The sequence below is a fragment of the Streptococcus sp. HMSC067A03 genome (genome assembly GCF_001814295.1).
GTDB lineage: Bacteria > Bacillota > Bacilli > Lactobacillales > Streptococcaceae > Streptococcus > Streptococcus constellatus.
On sequence record NZ_KV815682.1, the window covers coordinates 107,371 to 132,809 of the forward strand.

At 36.3% G+C, this 25,439-nt stretch carries 25 protein-coding genes and 1 pseudogene; all 26 read left to right on the plus strand.

Annotation, left to right across the window (positions count from 1 at the left end; genetic code table 11):
* Positions 1 to 28: 28 nt before the first annotated feature.
* The 26 genes and pseudogenes from HMPREF2963_RS08305 (at position 29) to HMPREF2963_RS08425 (ending at position 25,416) form a co-directional block, all read left to right on the plus strand.
* Positions 29 to 1,636, plus strand: coding sequence for an Eco57I restriction-modification methylase domain-containing protein (locus HMPREF2963_RS08305; RefSeq protein ID WP_410002517.1), 1,608 nt, complete (start codon positions 29 to 31; stop codon positions 1,634 to 1,636).
* Between the two features lie 280 nt (positions 1,637 to 1,916).
* Positions 1,917 to 3,041: pseudogene (locus HMPREF2963_RS09685) on the plus strand (recombinase family protein).
* A complete protein-coding gene (locus HMPREF2963_RS08315; protein WP_003068598.1) occupies positions 3,041 to 3,448 on the plus strand; it encodes a hypothetical protein in 408 nt (135 codons plus the stop codon). Before HMPREF2963_RS09685 ends, HMPREF2963_RS08315 begins: the two are co-directional and overlap by 1 nt.
* Positions 3,449 to 3,596: 148 nt before the next feature.
* Positions 3,597 to 4,352 (plus strand): DeoR/GlpR family DNA-binding transcription regulator, encoded by a 756-nt coding sequence (locus HMPREF2963_RS08320; protein ID WP_003068600.1) that lies wholly within the window; start codon positions 3,597 to 3,599, stop codon positions 4,350 to 4,352.
* A gap of 184 nt (positions 4,353 to 4,536) precedes the next feature.
* A complete protein-coding gene (lacA, locus tag HMPREF2963_RS08325; protein ID WP_003068602.1) occupies positions 4,537 to 4,962 on the plus strand; it encodes a galactose-6-phosphate isomerase subunit LacA in 426 nt (141 codons plus the stop codon).
* A 16-nt stretch (positions 4,963 to 4,978) separates the two neighbouring features.
* Positions 4,979 to 5,494 carry a galactose-6-phosphate isomerase subunit LacB gene (gene lacB / locus HMPREF2963_RS08330; protein WP_070669380.1) on the plus strand — a complete coding sequence of 172 codons (516 nt, stop codon included), beginning with the start codon at positions 4,979 to 4,981 and terminating at the stop codon, positions 5,492 to 5,494.
* Positions 5,495 to 5,506: 12 nt separating this feature from the next.
* Positions 5,507 to 6,436, plus strand: a complete 930-nt coding sequence (locus HMPREF2963_RS08335; protein WP_003068606.1) for a tagatose-6-phosphate kinase — start codon at positions 5,507 to 5,509, stop codon at positions 6,434 to 6,436.
* Positions 6,437 to 6,439: 3 nt separating this feature from the next.
* Positions 6,440 to 7,420, plus strand: coding sequence for a tagatose-bisphosphate aldolase (gene lacD / locus HMPREF2963_RS08340; protein WP_003068609.1), 981 nt, complete (start codon positions 6,440 to 6,442; stop codon positions 7,418 to 7,420).
* Positions 7,421 to 7,811: 391 nt separating this feature from the next.
* Positions 7,812 to 8,645, plus strand: coding sequence for a PRD domain-containing protein (locus HMPREF2963_RS08345; protein WP_003068611.1), 834 nt, complete (start codon positions 7,812 to 7,814; stop codon positions 8,643 to 8,645).
* A gap of 20 nt (positions 8,646 to 8,665) precedes the next feature.
* A complete protein-coding gene (locus tag HMPREF2963_RS08350) occupies positions 8,666 to 8,983 on the plus strand; it encodes a PTS lactose/cellobiose transporter subunit IIA (protein WP_002894735.1) in 318 nt (105 codons plus the stop codon).
* Entirely contained in the window at positions 8,983 to 10,689 is a 1,707-nt protein-coding gene (locus tag HMPREF2963_RS08355; protein ID WP_070669381.1) for a lactose-specific PTS transporter subunit EIIC, read from the plus strand. Before HMPREF2963_RS08350 ends, HMPREF2963_RS08355 begins: the two co-directional genes overlap by 1 nt.
* A 95-nt stretch (positions 10,690 to 10,784) precedes the next feature.
* On the plus strand, positions 10,785 to 12,191 hold the full coding sequence (lacG, locus tag HMPREF2963_RS08360) for a 6-phospho-beta-galactosidase (protein ID WP_070669382.1): 1,407 nt from the start codon (positions 10,785 to 10,787) through the stop codon (positions 12,189 to 12,191).
* Positions 12,192 to 12,287: 96 nt separating this feature from the next.
* Positions 12,288 to 13,181, plus strand: a complete 894-nt coding sequence (locus HMPREF2963_RS08365; protein ID WP_070669383.1) for an aldose 1-epimerase family protein — start codon at positions 12,288 to 12,290, stop codon at positions 13,179 to 13,181.
* Positions 13,182 to 13,405: 224 nt separating this feature from the next.
* Complete coding sequence (locus HMPREF2963_RS08370) at positions 13,406 to 13,627, plus strand: helix-turn-helix domain-containing protein (protein ID WP_003068620.1); 222 nt, start codon at positions 13,406 to 13,408, stop codon at positions 13,625 to 13,627.
* Positions 13,628 to 13,903: 276 nt separating this feature from the next.
* Positions 13,904 to 14,032: an SHOCT domain-containing protein gene (locus HMPREF2963_RS09690; protein ID WP_306665188.1), complete on the plus strand. Its 129-nt coding sequence runs from the start codon at positions 13,904 to 13,906 to the stop codon at positions 14,030 to 14,032.
* Positions 14,033 to 14,087: 55 nt separating this feature from the next.
* Positions 14,088 to 15,869 (plus strand): recombinase family protein, encoded by a 1,782-nt coding sequence (locus tag HMPREF2963_RS08375; protein ID WP_070669384.1) that lies wholly within the window; start codon positions 14,088 to 14,090, stop codon positions 15,867 to 15,869.
* Positions 15,870 to 16,092: 223 nt separating this feature from the next.
* Positions 16,093 to 16,380, plus strand: a complete 288-nt coding sequence (locus HMPREF2963_RS08380) for a hypothetical protein (protein ID WP_070669385.1) — start codon at positions 16,093 to 16,095, stop codon at positions 16,378 to 16,380.
* A 623-nt stretch (positions 16,381 to 17,003) separates the two neighbouring features.
* A complete protein-coding gene (locus HMPREF2963_RS08385; RefSeq protein ID WP_070669386.1) occupies positions 17,004 to 17,489 on the plus strand; it encodes an acyl-CoA thioesterase in 486 nt (161 codons plus the stop codon).
* A 346-nt stretch (positions 17,490 to 17,835) separates the two neighbouring features.
* Complete coding sequence (locus HMPREF2963_RS08390; protein ID WP_037596781.1) at positions 17,836 to 18,762, plus strand: glycosyltransferase family 2 protein; 927 nt, start codon at positions 17,836 to 17,838, stop codon at positions 18,760 to 18,762.
* Positions 18,763 to 18,837: 75 nt separating this feature from the next.
* Positions 18,838 to 19,689, plus strand: coding sequence for a dTDP-4-dehydrorhamnose reductase (rfbD, locus tag HMPREF2963_RS08395; protein WP_003068630.1), 852 nt, complete (start codon positions 18,838 to 18,840; stop codon positions 19,687 to 19,689).
* Between the two features lie 641 nt (positions 19,690 to 20,330).
* Complete coding sequence (locus tag HMPREF2963_RS08400) at positions 20,331 to 21,587, plus strand: MATE family efflux transporter (protein ID WP_039677221.1); 1,257 nt, start codon at positions 20,331 to 20,333, stop codon at positions 21,585 to 21,587.
* Positions 21,587 to 22,567 (plus strand): glycosyltransferase family 2 protein, encoded by a 981-nt coding sequence (locus HMPREF2963_RS08405; protein WP_037591155.1) that lies wholly within the window; start codon positions 21,587 to 21,589, stop codon positions 22,565 to 22,567. The genes HMPREF2963_RS08400 and HMPREF2963_RS08405 overlap by 1 nt, the downstream gene beginning before the upstream one ends.
* A 29-nt stretch (positions 22,568 to 22,596) precedes the next feature.
* Positions 22,597 to 23,568, plus strand: coding sequence for a glycosyltransferase family 2 protein (locus tag HMPREF2963_RS08410; protein WP_003068638.1), 972 nt, complete (start codon positions 22,597 to 22,599; stop codon positions 23,566 to 23,568).
* Complete coding sequence (locus HMPREF2963_RS08415) at positions 23,569 to 24,285, plus strand: glycosyltransferase family 2 protein (RefSeq protein WP_037591025.1); 717 nt, start codon at positions 23,569 to 23,571, stop codon at positions 24,283 to 24,285.
* Complete coding sequence (locus HMPREF2963_RS08420; RefSeq protein WP_070669387.1) at positions 24,285 to 24,644, plus strand: DUF2304 domain-containing protein; 360 nt, start codon at positions 24,285 to 24,287, stop codon at positions 24,642 to 24,644. Before HMPREF2963_RS08415 ends, HMPREF2963_RS08420 begins: the two co-directional genes overlap by 1 nt.
* On the plus strand, positions 24,634 to 25,416 hold the full coding sequence (locus HMPREF2963_RS08425) for a glycosyltransferase family 2 protein (protein ID WP_003068644.1): 783 nt from the start codon (positions 24,634 to 24,636) through the stop codon (positions 25,414 to 25,416). Before HMPREF2963_RS08420 ends, HMPREF2963_RS08425 begins: the two co-directional genes overlap by 11 nt.
* Positions 25,417 to 25,439 lie beyond the last annotated feature (23 nt).

Genomic DNA, 25,439 nt, shown 5'->3' on the forward strand with positions numbered 1-25,439 from the left:
AATAATTCGTACGGTTAAAGGTTTTGATATAAATCCACTGGCCGTACAAACTGCTAAAACAAATTATATATTGTCAGTTTTGGATTTACTTTCATTGGATTCAGAATTTCACATCCCTATATATTATAATGATGTATTAAAATTAAATTGCCCAGTGGATAGTTCACAATCAAAAAACGAATTTGTAAATAATGTCTTAGATTCAAAGAGAAGGGACCTCAATATTGTCGAAGAGCTTGATAGGGTAGATTTAGTAGCAGGTAATCCACCTTGGGTAAATTGGGAGTACATGCCTGAAGAATATAGAAAATTGAATCAACACTTGTGGATTGACTATAATTTATTTTCAGCAAAAGGTAGAGATCTAAGTTTTTCAAAAGAGGATATATCAGTTCTAATTACTTATAGAGTGATTGATAGATTTTTAAAATATGGTGGCATACTCGGATTTGTAATCAGACAAGGAGTTTTTAAATCTTCATCAAACGGAGTAGGGTTTCGACATTTTTATGTTAAAGACCTTTTTGAATTAAAGGTATTACGGGTTGATGATTTATCAAAAATAAAAGTATTTGATAATGCAAGTAATACTACGGCAATGTTTTTCTGTAAAAAGGGAGAAAGAAATACTTACCCAGTTCCATACTATTTTTGGGAAAGGAGACATAATTTAAAAAGATTTAGCTATAATTCTTATTCTACATTAAAGGAAGTAGAGAGTCAGATTAATATTAAACCTCAAATTGCAGTACCTGCAATTGAAGATGATTTAACATCATTATGGCTAACTACAGAAGAGAATAAATTGTATGAACTAAAAAAAGTATTAGGGAGCAATGACTATCAGGCAAGAACTGGTGTATTTACAGGTGGTGCGAATGCAGTATATTGGCTTGATGTTATTTCTCGAAAGTCTGACTTAGTGAAAGTAAGGAATATTACAACTCGAGCAAAACGAAAAGTCGAAGATATACAGATGGACATAGAGCCAGAGTATATTTTTCCAATGTTAAAAGGGAGTAACGTAAGAAAGTGGAGATATGAATATAATTCATACTTACTATGCCCACATTCTATGGAAACGAAAATGTGGCCAATCTCCGGAGAAGAATTAAAACAATCCAATCCTAGGACTTATAGCTACTTAGAACATTTTAAGAATAATCTAGATAGTCGAAAAGGTTTTGCAGGTTGGGAAAAAGAAATACAAAGAAAAGAGTTTCACGCAATACTAAGAGTAGGAGAATATACATTTTCTAAATATAAAGTTGTCTGGAAATATATTGCATCAGAGTTTATCTGTGCGGTGGTAAGTGAAGTTGAAGATACGTTGTTAGGCAAGAAGATGCTGTTGCCTAATGAAAAAGTAATGTATGTTAGTCTTGATAATGAGTTAAAGGCTTATTACTTATGTGGTGTATTAAGCTCTTCTCTTATAGCAGAATGCGTGCAATCATATATGAATCCAACAAGTATATCAGCGCATGTTCTAGATAAATTAAATATTCCTAAATTTGAGGCTAACAATACTATTCATTTACAAATTGCTCAAGCTTGCAAACAGGGGCATTTAGATGGAGATATCATAACAAACACCAAAATTATAGATAGCCTTATAATGGAATTAGTGAAATAATACAATCTAATCTAGGTTATGTTAAAATTTAATTTCCTATGTCTATAGAAATGACTTTGAGAGATAAGGTTGCAAAATAGATTGTTTTAAATAACCCATATGCCAATTTCTTAACAAAAAGGAATTAGAGTCAGTATTTCTTAAAAATGTGATTCTGAGTCTTTTATAGTTTCATCAGAGTCTTTTTATTCATTTTCTTAATTACAATTTTATTGATATGCTTCTAATCCCTCACTTCTTTTCTTATAATAAAGCTGCAGATTTCTGGAAAGGAGGAAAAATGGTCAAAAGGAGTTCTAAGAAATTAACGAAGAAGCAAGAGCGTATCCGTAATGCCTTTGAATCTGAGAGAACGGTAGAGGTCATTCCAGCAGTTGTGCAGAATGCTAGCTTGGGAGAGCAGAAGACCCGTGTGGCAGCTTATTGTCGGGTGAGCACTTTTGATGAATCCCAATCAGGTAGTTTTGAACTGCAGAAACAAACTTATTTGGAACGGATTCAGAATACTCCCAACTGGGAGTTGGCTGGTATTTATGCTGATCAGGGCGCATCTGGTACTACCATTAAGCATCGTGAGCAGTTTCAAAAAATGCTTGAAGACTGTAGGCAAGGGAAAATCGATTTGATACTGGTCAAGAGTATCAGTCGGTTTGCTCGGAACCAGCTTGACTTCATCAGTATCTACCGAGAGCTGAAAGCTTTACCTCGTCCAGTAGGTATTTTAATAGAAGACATAAATCTAAATACGCTGGATACCAAAGGTGAGCTGGTATTAGGAGTTATGTCTATAGTAGCTCAAGGCGAGAGTGAACAGAAGAGTGCTTCAATTACCTGGTCGATTATTGAGCGTTTCAAATGTGGCATTCCGATTATTCCGACACATAACCTTCTGGGCTACACCAAGGACAAGTATGGTTAAATCGTGATTGATGATTCGGAAGCCAAGGTAGTAAGGTATATCTATGATTTCTACATGAACGGCAGGACTGCGCGTGAGATTGCTGATGCGTTAATGGAGCACCATATTCCAACGGTCACCGGACTTGAAAACTGGTCTACCCTTGCTGTCAACAATATTCTTAGGAATGAGAAATACAAGGGTGAGATTATTATGCAGAAAACCTATACGGTAGACTGCTTTAGTCATAAGACACGGAAGAATAATGGTGAACGGCCGAAATACCGACTGAGAAATGGAATTCCTTCAATCATATCTGACTCTGACTGGAGTTTAGTACAGGAGCTACTCTCTCAACCGAGAAGAAGAACGAAATCTGCAAAGTTAGCTGTTGTGCCAAAACTCTATGTAAAAAAAGTGAAGTCAGGTATACTGAAGGATTTTATTGTACTCGATTCTTTATGGAAGAAGAAGGAGATTCGAACTGTATTTAAAGGAGAAGAGTGATGAGATTTTCAGACTACGACTTACAGGTTATTACCATTGAGAAAAATGCCAGTGATTACAGTATGACTGTAAACAAGAACTTTGTGACCTTTAGTAAGGCCATAGCTGCTGAGCTGAATTACCCAAGTCATGTCATTGTGGCCTTCAACAAGGACACAAAGGTTATGGGAATTCAAGTTTGCCATGCCAATACCAAAGGCGCTTATGAGTTCTGCAAGTCTAAGAAGGTTAGAAAAGGTGTGGTTCAGATGGTGAACAAGAACCTGAAAGAAGCTCTCTTGACCATCATGCCAGATTGGGAAAGTAATAAACGCTACAAAGTACCAGGTATTCACATTGCTGAAGATAGGGCCTTTGTCTTTGAGTTAAAAGGCTATGAGGTTCTTGAGGACTTTAGAAAGAAATAAATCTAAATCAAAGCAAAAAAAGAGGTAGAGCCTATCCAGACTCTGCCTTTTTATAATGAGTAAATTATGTTTAAAATAAACATAATATGTGGAGTTTTCACAAAAAAAGAGTTATAATGAAGAAAAAGAGAAAAGGAAGGAGTTAGCCATGAATAAGAATCAACGATTGGATGAATTAGTAAAATTAGTTGATAGAGCGGGTTCTGTCACCGTTTCAGAAATTATGGAAAGTTTGAAAGTTTCTGATATGACAGTGCGACGTGATTTGACTGAGCTGGAAAAACAAGGAAAAATAACCCGTATATTTGGAGGAGCTAAAAGTAATAAACCTTCACCATACCGTGAGATTCCCCATGAGGAAAAACTTTTCAAAAATATTGAAGCAAAGCGAACTGTCGCAAAAAAAGCTGTGGAGTATATTAAAGATGGGGATACGATTTTCCTTGGTCCGGGCACCTCTGTAGAAGTGCTGGCTGAAGAAATTTCCAACCGAAATCTGCGTGTGATCACCAACTGTCTGCCTATCTTTAATGACCTGCTCAAGAAAAAATCAGATACCTTTAAAGTCTTTCTTCTGGGTGGGGAGATGAGGGAAGCCACCCAGGCTTTTGTGGGGGAAATGACTAACGCTATCATGGACCGTATGTACTTTACAAAGATGTTCTTTAGTGGCAACGGCATTAAGAATGGTCAAATCATGACTTCCTCTTTTGAAGAAGCCTATACTCAAAAACTAGCTTTGGAACGCTCGACAGAATCCTATCTTCTCATAGACTCGTCTAAGGTTGGTAAAGAAGATTTTACCACTATCTGTCCCTTGTCTGAAATTACAGCTGTCATCACGGATCAGACTTCTGATACCTCACATGAGGAATTGGAAACCTATACCAAAGTTATTTCATAAGGAATTCGAAAGCCCTGAATCGGGGCTATTTGTTTGTCTTTCACATCTTTTAAAATATTTGATTAAAATAAACAAAAAATGTTGACAGATAACCGAAAAAGGAGTATATTATGATTATAGAAAACAGATAGTGATTTATTTAAACACAATTCTGTTAAAAACAATCAAATAAAGGAGAACGCTCATGGCAATTATTATTGGAGCAGATGCTGCTGACAGCAAGCTGAAAGATGTGGTCAAAGATTTTCTCGTTGGGGAAAACTTTGAAGTGGTGGATGTGACCAAAGATGGTCAAGACTTTGTCGATGTGACTTTGGCAGTTGCAGCAGAAGTCAATAAGCAAGAAGAGAATCTTGGGATTGTCATCGATGCTTATGGAGCAGGCCCATTCATGGTCGCAACCAAGATTAAAGGAATGGTAGCCGCAGAAGTTTCTGACGAACGCTCAGCCTATATGACCCGTGGCCATAACAACTCTCGTATGATTACGATGGGCTCTGAAATCGTTGGAGAAGGCCTGGCGAAAAACATTGCTAAAGGCTTTGTCAATGGCAAGTATGACGGCGGCCGCCACCAAATCCGTGTCGACATGCTCAACAAGATGTGCTAAGAAAAGGAGAATTCAAATGAAAATTGCAATTGGATGTGACCATATCGTAACCAACGAAAAAATGGCAGTTGTTGACTTCTTGAAATCAAAAGGCTATGAAGTACAAGACTACGGTACTTACGACCATGTTCGGACTCATTATCCTATCTATGGGAAGAAAGTCGGTGAAGCAGTCGCTAGTGGCAAGGCAGACTTGGGAATTTGTATCTGTGGTACTGGGGTAGGTATTAACAACGCAGTAAACAAGGTACCTGGTATCCGCTCAGCTTTGGTGCGGGACATGACCTCAGCTCTCTATTCCAAAGAAGAACTCAATGCCAATGTTATCGGTTTTGGCGGTAAAATCACTGGTGAACTTCTCATGTGTGATATTATCGAAGCCTTCATTCATGCAGAATACAAACCAAGTGAAGAAAACAAGAAACTGATTGCCAAGATTGCTCATGTTGAGAGCCAAAATGCTGATCAGACCAATCCGGATTTCTTCAAAGAATTTCTTGAAAAATGGGAGCGTGGAGAATACCACGACTAGTGAGGTAGGCTTATGATTCTTACAGTTACTATGAATCCTTCGATTGACATTTCTTATCCCTTAGATGTCTTTGAATTAGATACGGTCAATCGTGTGGCAGAAGTCAGTAAGACGGCCGGCGGCAAAGGTCTCAATGTGACCAGGGTTCTGGCAGAAATTGGAGATAATGTTGCTGGAACAGGGCTAATCGGTGGCACCAATGGCGATTTCTTACTGCAGCACCTTCCTCAAAATACTCAAGCCTACTTTTATGAGATTGCTGGAGATACAAGAAACTGTATCGCCATTCTCCATGAGGGGCAGCAGACAGAAATTTTGGAGGCTGGACCAACCATTGCACCAGAAGAAGCGAATGGCTTCTTACACCACTATCGGTCTTTGATGAAAGCAACTGATGTAGTTGCCATTTCCGGAAGTTTGCCTGCGGGGTTACCGACTGATTTTTATGTTCAGTTAGTTGAAATTGCCCACCAATTTGGCAACAAAGTAGTCCTGGACTGTTCAGGTGCTGCACTTCAAGCAGCCTTGGAATCGCCTGTTAAACCAACAGCCATCAAACCCAATAATGAAGAATTGTCTCAATTATTAGGCCGGGAAGTTTCCAAGGACTTGAATGAACTGAAGGAAGTTCTTTCGGAACCGCTTTTTGACGGAATCGAATGGATTATTGTATCGCTCGGGGCAGGTGGTGCTTTTGCCAAGCATTGGGATACTTTCTACAAGGTGGATATTCCTAAAATTGAAGTAGTCAATCCAGTTGGTTCTGGTGATTCTACGGTTGCGGGTATCTCCTCTGCCTTAAGTCATCAGGTGGATGATCAGTCTCTTTTGAAAAAGGCAAATGTCCTGGGGATGCTCAATGCCCAGGAAAAAATGACCGGGCATGTCAATGTCTCTAACTACGACACTCTATATAATCAAATTACAGTGAAAGAGGTATAAAGAATGGTATTAACAGAACAAAAACGTAAATATATGGAAAAACTGTCTGACGAAAATGGCATCATCTCAGCTTTGGCTTTTGACCAGCGTGGCGCTTTGAAACGTCTCATGGCTCAATACCAAGAGACAGAGCCAACAGTGGAACAAATGGAAGAACTCAAAGTCTTGGTTGCAGAAGAACTGACTCCATATGCTTCCTCTATGCTGCTGGACCCTGAATACGGTCTGCCTGCTACAAAGGCTTTAGACAAAAATGCAGGTCTCTTGCTTGCCTATGAAAAGACCGGCTATGATACTTCCAGCACCAAACGCCTGCCAGACTGTCTGGATGTTTGGTCCGCAAAACGTATCAAAGAACAAGGTGCAGATGCTGTTAAGTTCTTGCTCTACTATGATGTAGATAGCTCTGATGAACTCAACCAACAAAAGCAAGCCTATATTGAACGTGTGGGTTCTGAGTGTGTGGCAGAAGATATTCCATTCTTCCTTGAAATCTTGGCTTATGATGAAAAAATTGCGGATGCGTCTAGCGCAGAGTATGCTAAAGTAAAACCTCGCAAGGTTATTGAAGCGATGAAAGTCTTCTCTGATCCACGCTTTAACATTGATGTTCTGAAAGTGGAAGTGCCGGTTAATGTGAAATATGTAGAAGGCTTTGGCGATGGAGAAGTAGTGCATACGAAAGAAGAAGCAGCTGCCTTCTTCAAACAACAGGATGAAGCAACTAATCTTCCTTATATCTATCTGAGCGCTGGTGTAGCAGCTAAGCTTTTCCAAGAAACTCTGGTCTTTGCCCACGAATCTGGTGCTAACTTCAACGGAGTGCTTTGCGGCCGTGCAACTTGGGCCGGCAGTGTCAAAGACTATATTGAGCAAGGGGAAGAAGCAGCTCGTCAATGGCTCCGGACAAGCGGCTTTCAAAATATTGATGAGCTCAATCAAGTGCTTAAGCAAACAGCGACTTCTTGGAAAGAAAGAGTCTAATTCTGCTATTTTATAATGAAATTTTTAACAGCTCTGATTTAAAATAGAAGGGGGAAATAAAAATCCAACGTAAGCGTTTCTGCATAAAATAGAGCTTCTGGAAATTTCCTAAAATAGGATCAGTCATTGGTATCCATTTAGGGAGAGTTATCAATGACTGATTTTCGTTTAAAATCACCAAAAAAAGAAAAAAATGTTTAAAAAGCTCAAAGAAAGGGTTTACAAATTATTAACCTTATGATATACTATAGTCACAAGTTAATAAAAGGTGAATGTTAGTAACTAAGATTACGCATGATCACAGACGAATTAGAGGTAAAAAACTTTCTAAGGGTGTTTGTGGTCATTTTTTATTTTCACAATTCTTGAATATTCAAGTAAGGAGGTTACCATGTATCGGATTCTAAATCCAATGAACCACAATGTCGCTCTTGTCAGAAATGAAAAGGGGGAAGAGTTGGTCATTGTTGGGAAGGGAATCATTTTTGGTAAAAAGAAGGGTGATTTTATCCCAAAAGAAAAGGCTGAGAAAGTCTTTCGGATGAAAACGGAGGAATCGAGAGAAAACTTTGTGAGTCTTCTCAAAGATGTTCCGCTGGATTTCATCACTGTGACCTACGAAGTGATTGACAGTCTTTCAAGGAAGTACAGCTATCCGGTTCAAGATTATATCTATGTCACTTTGACGGACCATATCTACTGTTCTTATCAAGCAGTACAACAGGGACGCTACAAGGACAGCGCTCTTCCAGATGCTAGAGAGAAATATCCAGTTCCTTATCAAATCGCTCAAGAAGCAGTTACTATCTACAGAGAGCGCTTGTTAGATACTTTCCCTGATGATGAGGTAAACCGAATAGCCTATCACTTTATCAATGCCGAGGGCAATTCTGATCCTGAGGGGCAAAGCCATCTGGATAAGCGAAAGGAAATCCTGGGAGCTGTGGAAGCTGAGTTAAGGAAGAATGATATTAGAAGAACGGCTGAAAACAGCAACTTCTATGACCGCTTCATGATTCACTTAAATTATTTCTTAGACTATTTAGATAGGAGTCGGGATGATAATGTGTCACTCCTTGAAATGGAAAGTCAGATAAAGCTGACTTATCCAGAAGCCTATCAAATTGGAAGTACCATTTACAAGATTGTCGCTCAACAAACTGGAGTAGATGTATACAACAGTGAGCGAGTCTACCTTGTTTTACATATTCAACGATTACTTTAACTAAAAAAGGAGGTTCTGTCATGAACAGAGAAGAAGTAACATTACTTGGTTTTGAAATTGTAGCCTATGCAGGCGATGCCCGTTCCAAACTGTTGGAAGCCTTAAAGGCTGCAGAAGCGGGAGATTTTGCTAAGGCAGATGCCTTGGTGGAAGAAGCCAATGGCTGCATCGCTGAAGCTCATCATGCTCAGACCAGTCTCTTGACAAAAGAAGCTGCTGGCGAGGACTTGGCTTACAGTGTGACCATGATGCACGGCCAGGATCACCTAATGACTACTATCTTGCTAAAAGACATGATGCACCATTTGATTGAACTATACAAAAGAGGAGTAAAATAATGAACAAACTCATCGGACTTATTGAGAAAGGGAAGCCTTTCTTTGAGAAGATTTCTCGGAATATCTATCTCCGTGCTATTCGGGATGGCTTTATCGCTGGTATGCCAGTCATCCTCTTTTCATCTATCTTTATCTTGATTGCCTATGTGCCAAATGCTTGGGGCTTCCACTGGTCTAAGGACATTGAAACTTTCCTTATGACTCCTTATAGCTATTCGATGGGGATTCTGGCATTCTTTGTAGGCGGAACAACCGCTAAGGCTCTGACAGACTCTGTCAATCGTGATCTGCCAGCGACAAACCAGATTAACTTCTTGTCTACGATGCTGGCTTCCATGGTCGGCTTCCTCCTGATGGCTGCTGAACCTGCTAAGGAAGGTGGCTTCCTGACTGCCTTTATGGGAACCAAAGGTCTTTTGACAGCTTTCATCGCAGCCTTTGTAACGGTTAATGTCTACAAGGTTTGTGTGAAAAATAATGTCACCATTCGTATGCCAGAAGAAGTTCCACCAAATATTTCCCAAGTATTTAAGGACTTGATTCCATTCACTTTGTCAGTGGTTATCCTTTATGCCTTTGAACTGATTGTTAAAGCATCTCTTGGTGTAACTGTTGCAGAATCTATCGGTACGCTTCTGGCTCCTCTCTTCTCTGCAGCTGATGGTTATCTCGGAATTACCCTTATCTTTGGTGCTTATGCTTTCTTCTGGTTTGTGGGTATCCATGGTCCATCAATCGTTGAACCAGCTATTGCAGCCATTACTTATGCCAATATCGATGCCAACCTGCACTTGATTCAAGCTGGTCAACATGCGGATAAGGTCATCACCTCTGGTACACAAATGTTCATCGTTACCATGGGTGGTACTGGTGCAACCTTGATTGTTCCATTCCTCTTCATGTGGCTCTGTAAATCAGAACGAAACAGGGCTATCGGACGTGCCTCTGTTGTTCCTACCTTCTTTGGAGTTAACGAACCAATCCTCTTTGGAGCTCCTATCGTATTGAATCCAATCTTCTTCATTCCATTCATCTTTGCCCCAATTGCCAATGTCTGGATTTTCAAATTCTTTGTCGATACCTTGAACATGAACTCCTTCTCAGCTAACCTTCCATGGGTAACCCCTGGACCTCTGGGAATTGTTCTTGGTACCAACTTCCAACTCTTGTCATTCGTCCTTGCGGCTCTTCTGGTTGTAGTGGATATTATCATCTACTACCCATTCGTCAAGGTTTATGATGAACAAATTCTGGAAGAAGAACGTTCTGGTAAATCAAACGATGCTCTGAAAGAAAAGGTTGCGGCTAACTTCAATACAGCTAAAGCAGATGCGATTCTTGAAAAAGCAGGTGCTGCAGAAGAAGCTCCAGCTCAAAATAATATTACAGAAGAAATAAATGTCCTTGTTCTTTGTGCTGGTGGTGGGACCAGTGGTCTCTTGGCTAACGCTCTCAATAAAGCGGCAGCCGAGTACAATGTCCCTGTTAAAGCAGCAGCTGGTGGCTACGGAGCTCACCGTGAAATGCTTCCTGAGTTTGACCTTGTTATCCTGGCTCCTCAAGTCGCTTCTAACTTTGAAGATATGAAGGCCGAGACAGATAAATTAGGCATCAAATTAGCTAAGACAGAAGGAGCACAATATATTAAGCTCACTCGTGATGGACAAGGCGCTCTGAAATTTGTTCAGGAACAGTTTGAAGACTAAATCAGTTAGCTTATTTGAGATGAAGCAAAATAAGTACTTTCCCTGTTTCCTTTCCAATGCTTCATCTCAAATACTATTATAAAGAGGAGAAAAAGATGGCAAAAACACTCCCAAAAGATTTTATTTTCGGTGGGGCTACGGCAGCTTATCAGGCTGAAGGAGCTACTCACACAGATGGTAAAGGTCCCGTTGCTTGGGATAAATACTTAGAAGATAATTATTGGTATACGGCAGAACCTGCCAGTGACTTTTATCATAAATATCCAGTTGACCTGGCATTGGCTGAGGAGTACGGTGTGAATGGTATCCGTATTTCGATTGCTTGGTCTCGCATATTCCCAACTGGATATGGTCAAGTCAACCAAAAAGGTGTCGAGTTCTACCACAATTTGTTTGCGGAATGTCATAAACGGCATGTGGAACCATTTGTGACCCTTCATCACTTTGATACTCCGGAAGCCTTGCATTCAAATGGTGATTTTCTCAATCGTGAGAATATCGAACATTTTGTGGACTATGCAGCTTTCTGTTTTGAAGAATTCCCAGAAGTTCGCTATTGGACGACCTTTAATGAGATTGGGCCGATTGGAGACGGCCAGTATCTCGTTGGAAAATTTCCGCCGGGCATCCAATATGACCTAGCCAAGGTCTTCCAATCCCATCACAATATGATGGTCTCTCACGCTCGTGCAGTAAAGCTCTATAAGGATAAGGGCTACAAGGGTGAAATCGGAGTTGTTCATGCACTCCCTACCAAGTATCCTCTTGATCCGGAAAATCCGGATGATGTGGTTGCAGCAGAGTTGGAAGACATTATCCATAACAAATTTATCTTGGATGCGACTTATCTGGGATATTATTCCGAAAAAACCATGGCTGGAGTCAATCATATTCTGACTGCCAATGGTGGTACTTTGGATTTACGAGATGAAGATTTTGAAGCACTCGAAGCGGCTAAAGACCTCAATGATTTCCTGGGCATCAACTACTACATGAGTGACTGGATGCAGGCTTTTGATGGAGAAACTGAAATTATTCACAATGGAAAAGGTGAAAAAGGCAGTTCTAAATATCAAATCAAAGGGGTCGGCCGTCGGGTAGCGCCAGACTATGTTCCAAGAACGGACTGGGATTGGATTATCTATCCGCAAGGACTCTATGACCAAATCATGCGGGTTAAGAAGGACTATCCAAACTACAAAAAAATCTATATTACCGAGAATGGATTAGGTTATAAAGATGAGTTTGTGAACAATACGGTCTATGATGATGGACGGATTGACTATGTTAAACAACACTTAGAAGTCTTATCTGATGCCATTGCTGATGGAGCAAATGTCAAAGGTTACTTTATTTGGTCGCTGATGGATGTCTTTTCTTGGTCTAATGGTTATGAAAAACGTTATGGGCTTTTCTATGTGGATTTTGATACGCAAGAACGCTATCCAAAGAAGAGTGCTCACTGGTATAAACAAGTAGCTAAAACACAAATTATTGAGTAGGTTTTAAAGATACTTCTTTATTATAATTTCTAATATAAAACGAGAATGTGAGTCTTTGAACTGATATTCTCGTTTTCTTTTGTTTTGGAGGAAAAAATGGTTATTGAATTAAGAAATAATGAATTAACTGTACAGTTTAAGGAGTTTGGAGGTGCTTTATCATCAATTAAAGATGAAGATGGAATAGAATATCTTTGGCAAGGGAATCCACAATATTGGAGTGGCCAGGCCCCTGTTTTATTCCCCATTTGTGGAAGTGTTCGTGACGATAAAGTTAGTTTTGATTCTGACAACAAAGATATTCTAAGGATTATTCCTAGACACGGTTTAGTTAGAAAAGAAAATTTTTTATTTAGACAGATTGATGAGCAAACGATAGCTTTTACTTTTAAATCCACAGAAGTTACTTTGAAAAATTATCCTTTTAACTTTGTATTAAAAATTATTTATCGCTTACACGAGTCAACGATAACGACTCAATATCAAGTGACGAATACTGAAAATAATAGGATATTACCCTATTTTATTGGAGGACATCCAGGTTTTAATTGCCCGTTAATAGATAGCGATATTTACGAAGATTATTATTTGGAATTTTCTGAAGAAGAGACTTGTAGTATCCCTAAAAGTTTCCCAGAGACAGGGTTGCTTGATTTACAAAATCGTACACCGTTTCTCATGAATGAAAGAAAGATTGATTTAGTACATTCACTGTTTTCTCATGACGCCATTACATTTGACAAACTTAAGTCTCGTAGTGTCAGTTTGAAATCTAAGAAAAGTAATAAAGGACTGAGAGTGGATTTTAAAGATTTTTCTAACTTAATTATTTGGTCAACAACTAATAATGGTCCGTTTATTGCTTTAGAACCATGGAGTGGTTTATCTACTTCACCTGAAGAAAGTGATATTTTTGAAGAGAAACGACAAGTGACATTTGTGGAACCAGGAGAAACAAGTATTAAATCATTCGATATTACAATTTTGTAATCACAAGAAGATCAATATGTCCAGAAAAGTTAAAAACTAGTTTCAAAAAACATGCATCTGTCTTATGAGAAAAGGAAAAATATTATACCATTTTTTGATAGCTAACAGCATTAGAAACCTCAAATGGCATTCAGATAAGGATGATATAAATTTTGCTGTCATAACATGACAATTTCCCAGCTTTTTTCTGAAAGTGACATATACTTTTCTTAGGAGAAAGCTAGATGTACCAACGTATAAGAGATTTGAGGGAAGATCATGATTTCACTCAAAGATATGTTGCAGAAGTGCATTCCTTTTCTCATACTAACTATGCAAAAATTGAGAGAGGGGAGGTGGTTTTAACAGCCGATGTTCTTATAAAACTCTCTAAACTCTATAACGTTAGTACAGATTATATTTTAGGACTAACTGATTATCCTCATAAAATCAATTTTAAAAAATAGTCTCTCCTTGATTTGTTCTTTGACAATTGAATAAACCGAGGTGGGACTTTCTTATTTGTTGAGCAGCTTAGTATGATACGCTGGGATATGAGCGGTAATTGTCAGCTATAAAATAGAGTGGTCCTCTATATGCCAAGATTACAAATAAGGACAATGATACTTCTGAACGTTCAGGCTGCCAGCGTAAAAGGACAGCGGGTGAAATGCCCATGAGTGATCTAACCAATCATACCCACGGAGGATTTTATATAGTACAATTTACGAGGAGGGGAGAGTTTGAATCAATCAGCAGTAAAATATAGTATGCAACTATCAATGCTTAACTTTTTATACTCAAAAAATATGCTATCGAAAAATGAGTATGAAAAGATAAAAAACAAACTGCGTATTAAGTACACAAAATAGCTGACCTTTTTGTTTGAACGCGGTAATATAGAATCAAAAAGGAGGAATTTCAGTTATGAAAAAAAATAATGTTGAAATAATAAAGGCTGATTCTTTAGTTAGACGAAGAGGTATCAATGTAGAAAGACATTTAAAAAGGGTTGCTGCGTATTGTCGAGTGAGTTCTGATAGTGAGGATCAAAAAAACAGTTATGAATCTCAAGTAAGACATTACAAAGATTATATCTCTCAGTGTTCAGATTGGGAACTTGCAGATATTTATGCAGATGAAGGAATTTCAGGAACACAAACAGGAAAGAGACAAGATTTTCAACGTTTAATAACTGATTGTATGAATGGAGAAATCGATTATATTGTCACTAAAGCAATTGCTAGATTTGCAAGAAATACCTTAGATACTTTGAAGTATGTCAGAATGTTAAAGGATATGCAAATTGGAGTATATTTTGAAGAAGAAAATATAGATACCCTCACAATGGATGGAGAACTGCTTCTGACTATTCTGAGCTCCGTTGCACAGCAAGAAGTAGAGAATACTTCTGCCCATGTGAAAAAGGGATTGAAAATGAAGATGCAACGTGGTGAATTGATTGGTTTTCAAGGGTGCTTAGGCTATGACTATGATATAGAAACTAAGAAACTTTCTATAAATAAAGAAGAAGCAATAATAGTTCGTTATATTTTTGAAAGATACTTAGAAGGTATTGGAGGGAAAGTCATAGCAAGGGAACTTGATGAACTAGGTTACAAATCTCCAAGAGGATTAGATCATTGGAATGATACAACAGTCTTAGGAATCATAAAGAATGAAAAATATAAGGGTGATATTCTTATGGGAAAAACTTTTACAGTTGATCCAATAAGCAAGAGACGGTTGAGTAATTTGGGAGAAGAAGATAAGTACTATATCAAAGATAATCATGAAGCAATAATATCTAAAGAAGATTTTGAAAAAGCTCAGGAAATTAGATTGCGTCGAGCAGGAAATAAGAAGACTGCTGCAAATGTAAATGGCAAACGTGAACGCTATTCAAAAATGTATGCTTTTAGTAGCATGTTAGAATGTGGTTTTTGTGGTTCATTATTGTCTAGAAGAAGTTGGCACTGTCGTTCAGATTATCGAAAAGTTGTGTGGCACTGTGTTACTTCGATAAAAAAAGGGAAAAAATATTGTAAACATAGTAAAGGATTAGAGGAGGTAGCTATTGAGGGAGCTTTCATGGAAGCTTACAGACAACTATATCATTCAAACGAAAATATAATGACAGACTTACTTGAAACGATTGAATCTGAATTGAATGACAATAGTCTCAATAAGGAGCTAAAAAAAATTACTAATAAACTTCATGCATTGTTAAAAAAAGAGGAGAATCTTGTAAATTTAAGGCTAGAAGGGGAAATTAGTGATTCTATCTATACCGAAAAATACAATGAGATTTCATCAGAAAAAGAGTATCTTGCTGAAGAAAAAGTAAATATTGAAGCAACTTTAAAATCAGAAATCGATGTAAAGAAGAGACTTACTGAGTTTAAGCAATTACTATCTTCTCAGAAAATACTCACGGAGTTTGATCGTACAGTTTTTGAAAGCATTGTTGAGAAAATTATCGTAGGTGGTGTTAATAGTGATGGAAAAATTGATCCAGCAATGTCAACTATTATTTTCAAAACAGGAGAAACTCAAAATAAGAATGGAAAAAAATTTAAAAGTAAACGCAAAAATGCTAAACTAAAATCAGATAAATTGTGTTCTCAAAACAGTGACGAGAATAAAAAATTGTATTCCCAAGAGATAGACAACACATGTGGAGGTAGTATCACTGCTTATACGAGATGATCTATCGGCGAAGTGTAAGGAAATGGTCTGTTCTGAGATAAGATAAGACTTTAGATAAGAAGTTTTTATTAAAGTATTGTATTGATATGTAGGCTATATTTTAATTTTGGGAATTAGGACGTAATACGAAATCTGGGAATGCTGATATAACAGTTGAAGATAATGAAGGTACACCTTTTCTTATAATTGAAGCTAAGACTTTTGGAAATGAATTTGATAAAGAGTGGAAAATACAGAAGTTGATGGTGGTCAACTTTTCTTATATGAAAAACAAGAAAATAAGGCAAGAGCTCTAGTTTTATATGCTTCTCAAATTGAAGCTGGTGAGATTAAACGGATGTATCATGCAATTCATTTGATTGATAATACCGATTTTCTTTCAACTCTGGATAATCCAAAATCATATAATGATGCTAAAGGAGGAAATGACAAATTCGAAATTTGGCGTGATATCTATCAACAAGATTATGTTACAAATGGAGTATTAGAAGCTAACATTAAGACTTTTTAAATTGGACAAGCGAAATCTTCAATTGCTGATTTAAAAGAAATCGCACATGATGAAGTTCAAAAAAAATATAATCAATCTGCAACAATTCTTCGTAAGTATAATGTTGGCGGACGTGAAAATGCCTTCGATAAACTCGTCAATCTCTTCTTAGCAAAAATTGTAATATAGAACATCAGAATGAAGCAATAAAACAAATAGAAAAATTAGAAGATTTGATTGTGATTGAAGAAAGTAAGATTGTAGAAATTCAAAAACAGAAAACAGATATCTTAGAAAGATATTTAAATGAATAAAAAGTATTTTTGAGTAGGTGTAACATTTACCTGATGTAAATCTGTTGAATTTCAAGGGCAAATCAATCAATTTTATTTCTCAGTATAGATAATCGTCAAGCATATATAGGAAACATTCTCCTCTTTGTCAAGTCTAACTTTTTAGCACGCTCATTCAGACTAAACGAACTGAATATTTTCAAGCTGAGCCTTTCTCACGCCACTTTTCTATAAATTCTGCTTAGACGAACGATTAAAATATTTTGAATCTACTTCGTATTTACTCTTCATAAAAAGATTGATATAATAGCTTTGAAAGCGCTTAAAAATTCAATTTAAAAAGGAGATTAAATGACTTTAGAAACAAAAAACATTGCCATTCAAGATACTTATGGCGATCGATTCCAACATTGTTGGGGATGTGGTCCTAAGAATGAGTCAGGCTTGCATTTAAAAACTTATCCTAGTCTTGATGGAACAAGCTGTATTAGTAAGATAACACCAGCTCGCCAGTATACTGGTGGTGTTCCAGCTAATCTATTTGGTGGCATGATTGCCATGATTTTTGATTGTCACGGTACCGCTTCAGCAGCTTGGTTTGCCCATCAAAATAAGGGGTTAGATTTAACAGAAGAAACGGTGATTGGACGATTTATTACAGCTCGATTGGAAGTGGATTATAAAAGTCCAACACCTATTGATGAGGAAATTACGGTTGTCTCTCGACTTGAAGAATTGGGTGAAAGAAAAGTCATTGTGACAATGGAGATGACAGTAGCGGATCAGGTACGTGCCAAAGCAAAAATGGTAGCAGTAGCAGTGAAAGATAATATGTAACGGATTTTCCCTTGGTTCATTACACCAAGGGATTATTTTGATTATTTAAAAAATCTCTTTAATATTAAATTAATAGTAAACATCTCAGTTAAAACGATGAAGAAATGACAACAAAGCTTTAGAAACTATGGATTTCATTACAAAAATATTTAACCAGTATTTGGTCTATGTAAAATTTGTTTTTCTAATGCGGAATTTTTGGTATAAAATAAAAGTATCTTGATTTATAGAATTGAGAATTTCTTGTTTCTTTTGTGGAAATAGTAGAAAATGGAGCGTAGATGTAGTATAATGCGATTGTTATGGGTTTTAATTTTAAAAGGTAAATCTTAAGAAAGGGCGAAAAATGACAATCTCAATCATCATTCCTTGTTTTAATGAGGAAGAGTCGCTTCCGTTGTTTTATGCGGAAATGGAAAAAATTAAATCTCAGATAAATGATCATTTTGAATATATCTTTGTCAATGACGGCTCAAAAGATAGAACTTTATCTATTTTACGAGAGCTCAGTGAGAAAAATAACAGTGTTCGTTATCTTTCTTTTTCGAGAAATTTTGGGAAAGAAGCAGCTCTGTATGCAGGTCTCAAATATGCAACTGGTGATTTAGTGACTGTCATGGATGCGGATTTGCAAGACCCACCTGCATTATTGATTCAAATGAAAAATATGCTAGATGAAAATGCTGAATTGGATTGCGTAGGAACGCGTCGTACAACACGCGAGGGAGAACCTCTGATTCGTAGTTTTTTTGCGAAGATGTTTTATAAATTGATTAATAAAATTAGCCAAGTTGAAATGGTAGATGGAGCGCGTGATTTCCGTCTCATGCGTCGACAGATGGTAGATGCTGTTTTAGAGGTTTCTGAGTATAATCGTTTTTCCAAAGGGATTTTTGCTTGGGTTGGATTTAAAACAAAATATTTGGAATATAAGAACGTGGAGCGAGTTGCAGGAAAAACCAGTTGGAATTTCTGGCAATTATTGAATTATTCTCTAGAAGGGATTATAAACTTTTCAGATGCTCCTTTGACAATAGCTTTTTGGGGAGGTATTGTTGCCTGCTTATTGGCATTTTTCCTTATCATTATTGTCATTATTCGTACCTTGATTTTTGGGGATCCTACAGCTGGCTGGCCTTCTATGGTTTCGATTATTCTTTTTCTAGGTGGTTTTCAGTTGTTGACAATTGGCATTCTTGGTAAGTATATTGGGAAAATTTTTATGGAAACCAAAAAAAGGCCAATTTATGTTATTAAAGAAAAGAGCGAGTAGAAAAAGCAGATTTTTTCTGCTTTTTTTGGTATAATTAAGTTCATTGAATGTTTATTATTCAGAAAGGAATGTCAAATGATTTTAATTACAGGTGCTAATGGACAACTTGGGACAGAACTTCGTTATCTTTTAGATGAACGCAATGAAGAGTATGTGGCAGTTGACGTGACAGAAATGGATATTACCAATGCCGAAATGGTAGAGAAGGTTTTTGCAGAAGTGAAGCCAAGTTTGGTTTATCACTGCGCTGCCTATACAGCTGTAGACGCAGCAGAAGACGAAGGTAAAGAACTGGACTATGTCATTAATGTGACCGGGACAGAGAATGTCGCAAGGGCGGCAGAAGCCCATGGAGCAACACTTGTTTACATCTCTACAGACTATGTCTTTGCTGGAGATAAGCCAGTTGGGCAAGAATGGGAAGTAGATGATCGACCAGATCCTCAAACAGAATATGGTCGCACGAAGCGTATGGGAGAGGAGTTGGTTGAAAAATATTCTAGCCGTTTCTACATTATCCGCACAGCTTGGGTCTTTGGAAATTATGGAAAGAACTTCGTTTTTACCATGCAGAATTTAGCCAAAACACATAAAACCCTGACGGTTGTTAATGACCAGCATGGTCGTCCAACTTGGACGCGAACGTTGGCTGAATTTATGACTTACTTAGCAGAAAATCAAAAAGAATTTGGTTATTACCATTTGTCAAATGATGCTATAGAAGATACGACTTGGTATGATTTTGCAGTAGAAATTTTAAAAGATACAGATGTTGAAGTTTTACCAGTAGATTCTAGTAAATTTCCAGCGAAAGCGAAGCGACCATTCAATTCTACTATGAGCCTAGCTAAAGCTAAGGCAACCGGTTTTGTCATTCCAACTTGGCAAGATGCCCTCAAGGAATTTTATAAACAAGGGAAGAAATAGCATATTTTTATCAATTGTAGTGATTGGTGTTAGCCGATTTTTGGAGAGGATTATTTTCATCTTCTCTTTTTTTGATCTTTAGAGTAATGAAGATATGAAGTTAAAATTTGTGGTAATGACTTTAATTTTATATTTTACTTTTTGAGATAACGTATGAAGTGTTATTTGATGTTCTAACGTCAAAGATGGATAAGAGTTTTCCAGAAGAAATCTTGTGGAACGAAGCTCATTCTGGCTTTCTTAAAACTGAGCAACTCCCTACTCAATAATCAAGGTTAAATCAGAGAAGTAGGTTAATTGAAACTTTTTGAATTTCCAAGTAACATTTTATACCGAGACAGTTAACTATTTTGCGATGCTTGTTATATGAATCCTTCCAATTAGTTTTTGGGTGATTTTATACTAAATAAGGTGAGTCACTTGGATAGGATAAGTTTTAGTAATAGCTATTTTTCTTTAGTAATGTGGGGAATTGGGGGCTAGATACTTCAACTTGCATACGAGTACCTTCATCTAATTTATTCGTAACAGAGATTATAGAATTCAAAAATAGAGGTAATCGATTGATTGTTTTTCCTTATACACAAATCTCCTAGAAAATGGTATAATTAAGAAACTATAATGTGGGAGAGAGTTAAAATTTGAAAGAAACAACCCAGCAAAAAGTATTCTTTTGGAATATATTTGGCAGCCTGTCATCAGCTGTCGTTTCGGTCATTCTTTTAGTTGTTGTTACCCGTGTATTGTCAAGTGAATCAGCTGATTTATACAGTTTCGCTTATGCGATTGCCAATTTATTAGTAATTGTTGCTAGTTTTCAGGTGAGAGATTTTCAAGCGACTGATATTCAAGAAAAGTATTCTTTTGATGCTTATCTTGTAACAAGAATTTTATCTAATATTTTGATGGTGCTAATTCTTATTGGCTATATTATCGTGACCCCTTCAACACATAACAATATGGATATTATTTTTGGAGTATCTTTCTTTCGCGTTAGCGAAGCATTGTCGGATGTCTTTCAGGGATTGTTTCAACAAAGAGAACGACTTGATATTGCAGGTAAGTCCTTATTTATCAGAAATAGTCTATCAACCCTTGGATTCTTTATAAGTTTGATTATTTCAAGAAATCTACTATTGTCGGTGATTATTCAAATAATTATTGCTTTTTTCTGTATCGGATTATTTGATTACCCACAATCAAAAGCATTTCATAAAATTAATTTTTTTAAAGTAAATGTGAAAGATATTTTTAGTATTTTAAAAGACTGTTTTCCGCTTTTTATCAACGCCTTTTTACTGGTTTCTATTTATAATCAGCCTAAATATGCTTTGAATGATATCTTTAATAAAGGCTTTATTGGAGCAGGTGTGCAAAGGGATTTCAGTGTTCTCTTCACCCCGATATTTTCCATGAATCTTATGATTGTATTCTTGAGGCCAATGATTACCCAGCTTGCAATTTTTCGAGAAGAAAAGAAAATAAGTCATTTTATAACTTATAAAAACAATCTGTTTAAAACGTTATGGTTAACGAGTGTATCTATCTTTTTATTAGGAACATTTTTAGCGATACCTATTTTAGATATTGTTTATGGTACTGACTTAAAGCATTATCATTCTAGTTTTTTGATTTTGTTATTTGGAGGGGTAGCAAGTACTTTTTCTACAGTGTGTGATAATATTCTAACTGTTTTTCGTAAACAACATTATTTGACTATCTCTTTTTTAACGGGATATCTAGTATCTGTGTTGACTGCAAGACCGTTGGTTATGAACTACGAGGTTTTTGGAGCCGCTTTATCATTCCTTTTTTCAATGGTAGCGTGGCTAAGTGTATCCTTGATTATATATTTTGTAACAAATCCCTATACATGGTTTAGAAAGAAAAACAAATGATGAAATTTTCAATTATAGTTGCGGCTTATAATGTGGCAAACTATTTAAATGAATGTGTTGGAAGCTTAGCAAAGCAAAATTTCCCTATGTCGCAGTTTGAGGTATTAATTATTAATGACGGTTCAACGGATGAGGCTACGGGCCCACTCAGTGATGCTTTATCTGATAAATATGATGTTGTTAGAGTTATTCATCAAAAGAATGGAGGCCTGTCTGCAGCTAGAAATACAGGTATTCAAAATGCTGTGGGAGACTACTTGTTGTTTGTTGACGGTGATGACTTTTGGAGTGACAATCATTTTCTCAAAAAGTTGAGTGATAATATTGAACAAAACAAGAGCGATATAGTAATCTTTTCGTATAATAAATTCTATGATATAGATGATATCATTCAGGTTGGTTTTGAAACTGTTCCTTCTTTTGGACTTTTCAGTGATCATGTCTTGGATTTAGTATCAAAAGAAGTTTTGACTGCTCCTGCGTGGAATAAGTGTGTAAAGAAAGAGTTATTTAATCAAGGATTGGGCTTCCCTGTAGGTTTTTTATCAGAAGATTGTCTTTATTGTGCAAATCTTTTGAAAATGGCAGGTAGTTTTTCTATTCTTAATTCGGATAATTACATGTATAGACAAAACCGAGATGGGAGTATTACTAATATAGTGAAAGAGAAGAATGTCTATGATATTTTAAAAAGTATTGACATTGGATTAAAAGGTATTGAAACATATAATCAAAATCTTAAGACTGCACTTGAGGTTTATTTCACAATATCTTATATTTCAATATTGCCTTTTGTTAATCAGTATCTTCACAATAAAGATATTGGAAGTTTACTGAAAAAATATCAATATCTATTAAAATTTTCTAAAAAAATAAACAATAGGACATTCAAAATGGTTGGTATTTTTACGAAGATTATGGGACTTAGCATATCAATCAAACTTTTTCCACGTTTGATAGGATATTACAAAAAGAGTTAATTAAGTGAATGAAAGTAAGAGAAGTATAAATGTCTAATAATCTAGCAGTTTCAGTTATTATTCCCGTTTATAATGCGGAAAAAGGCATTAGAAAATGTCTAGATTCGCTTTTAGAACAAACTTTTAAGAATTTTGAAATCATATTATTGAATGACGGATCGACTGATAATTCTTTAAAGGTGCTTCAAACCTATGCCAATCATTATCCATTCGTTCGAGTGATTGATAAGGAAAATGAAGGTGTGGCAAAAACAAGAAATAGAGGGATTCTCTTAGCTAAAGGGGATTATATTGTTTTTATTGATAATGATGATTATGTAAACAGTGATTATCTGCAAGTATTTTATGAATCCATCTCCAAAGAGGAAATGGACATTGTACTTGGTGGTTATAGACGTGTCAACCAAGAATATAAAATTATTTTTCAACAAGATTTGATTGACACAGATTGGTCGAAATATATTGTGGTAGCTCCTTGGGCTCGCATTTATCGAACATCTTTCTTGAAAGAAAATCAAATTCAATTTTTTGACTATCCAATCGGTGAAGATGTTGTCTTTAGTTTAAATGCCTATAATAAAACAGATAAAATCAAAATTATTGATTATAATGGTTATAATTGGTTTTTTAATGAGTCTAGCATTTCAAATACGTCTCAAAGAGGATTTAATCCTAAGATTGATATAGTTTACTTTTTATCACAATTGAAAGAAGTCGCTGGTGATTCGATTTATTTGAGGTACTTTATTAAACGTTATTATATTTGGTATTTGTTGTTTTCAGGCCGTTCTGCATCAAGTTCTGAGTTTATGAATCAGTATAGGATGATAAAAGAATGGATTGGACAAGAGCAAGTGGATTCTAATCTATCACCTCTGTCTAATAAGGTTCATGGTGAGAGATTTCAGATAATTATATTCATCTTGCTTTTTAGAAGCTTAGAATCTTTGAGACTGATGCCACTATTTTCAAAAATCTACTGTAAAGGAAAGAAAACGTAATTGAAAGTTTTAATGATTATTCCTGCTTATAATGAAGAGGAAAGTATTTTAAATACCGTTTTAAGCATTGTCGAATATCGGAAAAAAGTTGATTTTGAATTGGATTATGTCGTCATAAACGACGGTTCGACAGATCACACCAAAGAGATTCTTGATGAAAATGGACTGAATGCAGTTCATCTTGTGATGAATCTTGGAATTGGTGGAGCCGTTCAGACAGGTTATAAGTATGCTTTAGAGCATGGCTATGATGTTGCAGTTCAGTTTGACGGGGATGGACAGCATGATATCAGTTCTTTGGCATCTTTATTGGAGCCTATTTGTAAGAATGAAGCGGATTTAGTAATTGGGTCACGTTTTGTTGGAAATAAAGCATCAGAATTTCAGACGACTTTTATGCGTCGATTTGGTATTACGATTATTTCTGCTTTTATTAAATGTACAACTGGAAAAAGAATTTTAGATACCACATCTGGTTATCGCTTGGGCAATCAAAAGATTATTCGACAGTTTGCGATGCGCTATCCTATTAAATATCCAGAACCAGAGTCTATCGTTCATATTTTAAAACGAAAATATAGAGTAGTAGAAGCTCCGGCAAATATGTTTGAGCGTTCTGGCGGAGTTTCTTCCATAACGCCTATCAAATCAATTCGGTATATGATTGAAGTTTGTTCATCTATTTTGATTGCTGCTTTTATGAAAGAGAGTGAATAATGTCTATTTTGTCTATTGCTATGCTGGTTGCTTCTGTTTTATTTTTATATTTTGTGTTTAGAAGTATCAATAGGAATAACATATTGTTTGAGCAAGCCTTTATGTGGATTGTGATTGGTTTTGTATTGATTATTATTTCAATTTTTGATTTCATTCCAGTTTATTTTGCTCAACTTTTAGGTTTTGAATTGACCTCAAATTTTTTGCTTTCTCTGGCAGTTTTTTTCTTGTTGATTATCGTATTTTTTCATACAATTGCTATTTCTAAACAAAAGGAGCAAATCAAGCAGTTGGTGCAAGAATTATCAATTACAAAGCAAAAAATTTCTGAATTAGAAAGCGAAAAAGATGAAAAATAACCATACTTGGGTCATTTGTGCTTATGGAGAAAGTGAGTTTTTAGAAGCTTGTATTTTATCTCTGAGGGCTCAGACAATAAGATCGAAGATTATTTGCTATAGTTCGACCCCTCTTGATTCAATCAGGCAACTTTGCCAAACATACGAGATTCCTTTTTATACTAAAGAGGGTGGAGGGATTGGCAAAGATTGGAACAATGCACTTTCATTCGTCGATAGCCAGTATGCAACTATTGCTCATCAAGATGACTATTATGAGCCGACTTACTTAGAAGCTGTGTTGCAAAAAATAGAGCAATCTAAAGATGTTTTGATTGCTTATACAGATTACTTTGAAGAAAAAAATGGTGTCAAAATTTTAGCTAATAAAAATCTGAAAATTAAGACATTTATGCTCAAAGTATTGAATATAATGCCAGCTAGCCATTTCTGGAGAAATCGAGTATTAGCTTTAGGAAATCCTATCTCATGTCCAGCTGTTACCTATAATCTGGCTCGGATCAAGGAGTTTCGCTTTGATGAAAAGATGCGGGTCAGTCTAGATTGGTATGCCTGGTACAAGATTAGTGAATACAAGGGACGATTTGCTTTTATCTCTGAAAAACTTATGTGTCACCGGATTCATGAGGAGTCAGAGACGACCAAAACCATTTCAGACAATACTCGAACCAAAGAAGATTTATATATGTATCAGCTCTTTTGGCCTAAATGGATAGCCAAGCTGATTAATCGTGCCTATATAAAAAGTCAAGATTCTAATTCTAATGACTAGACTTGATATGATAAGGAAAGTGT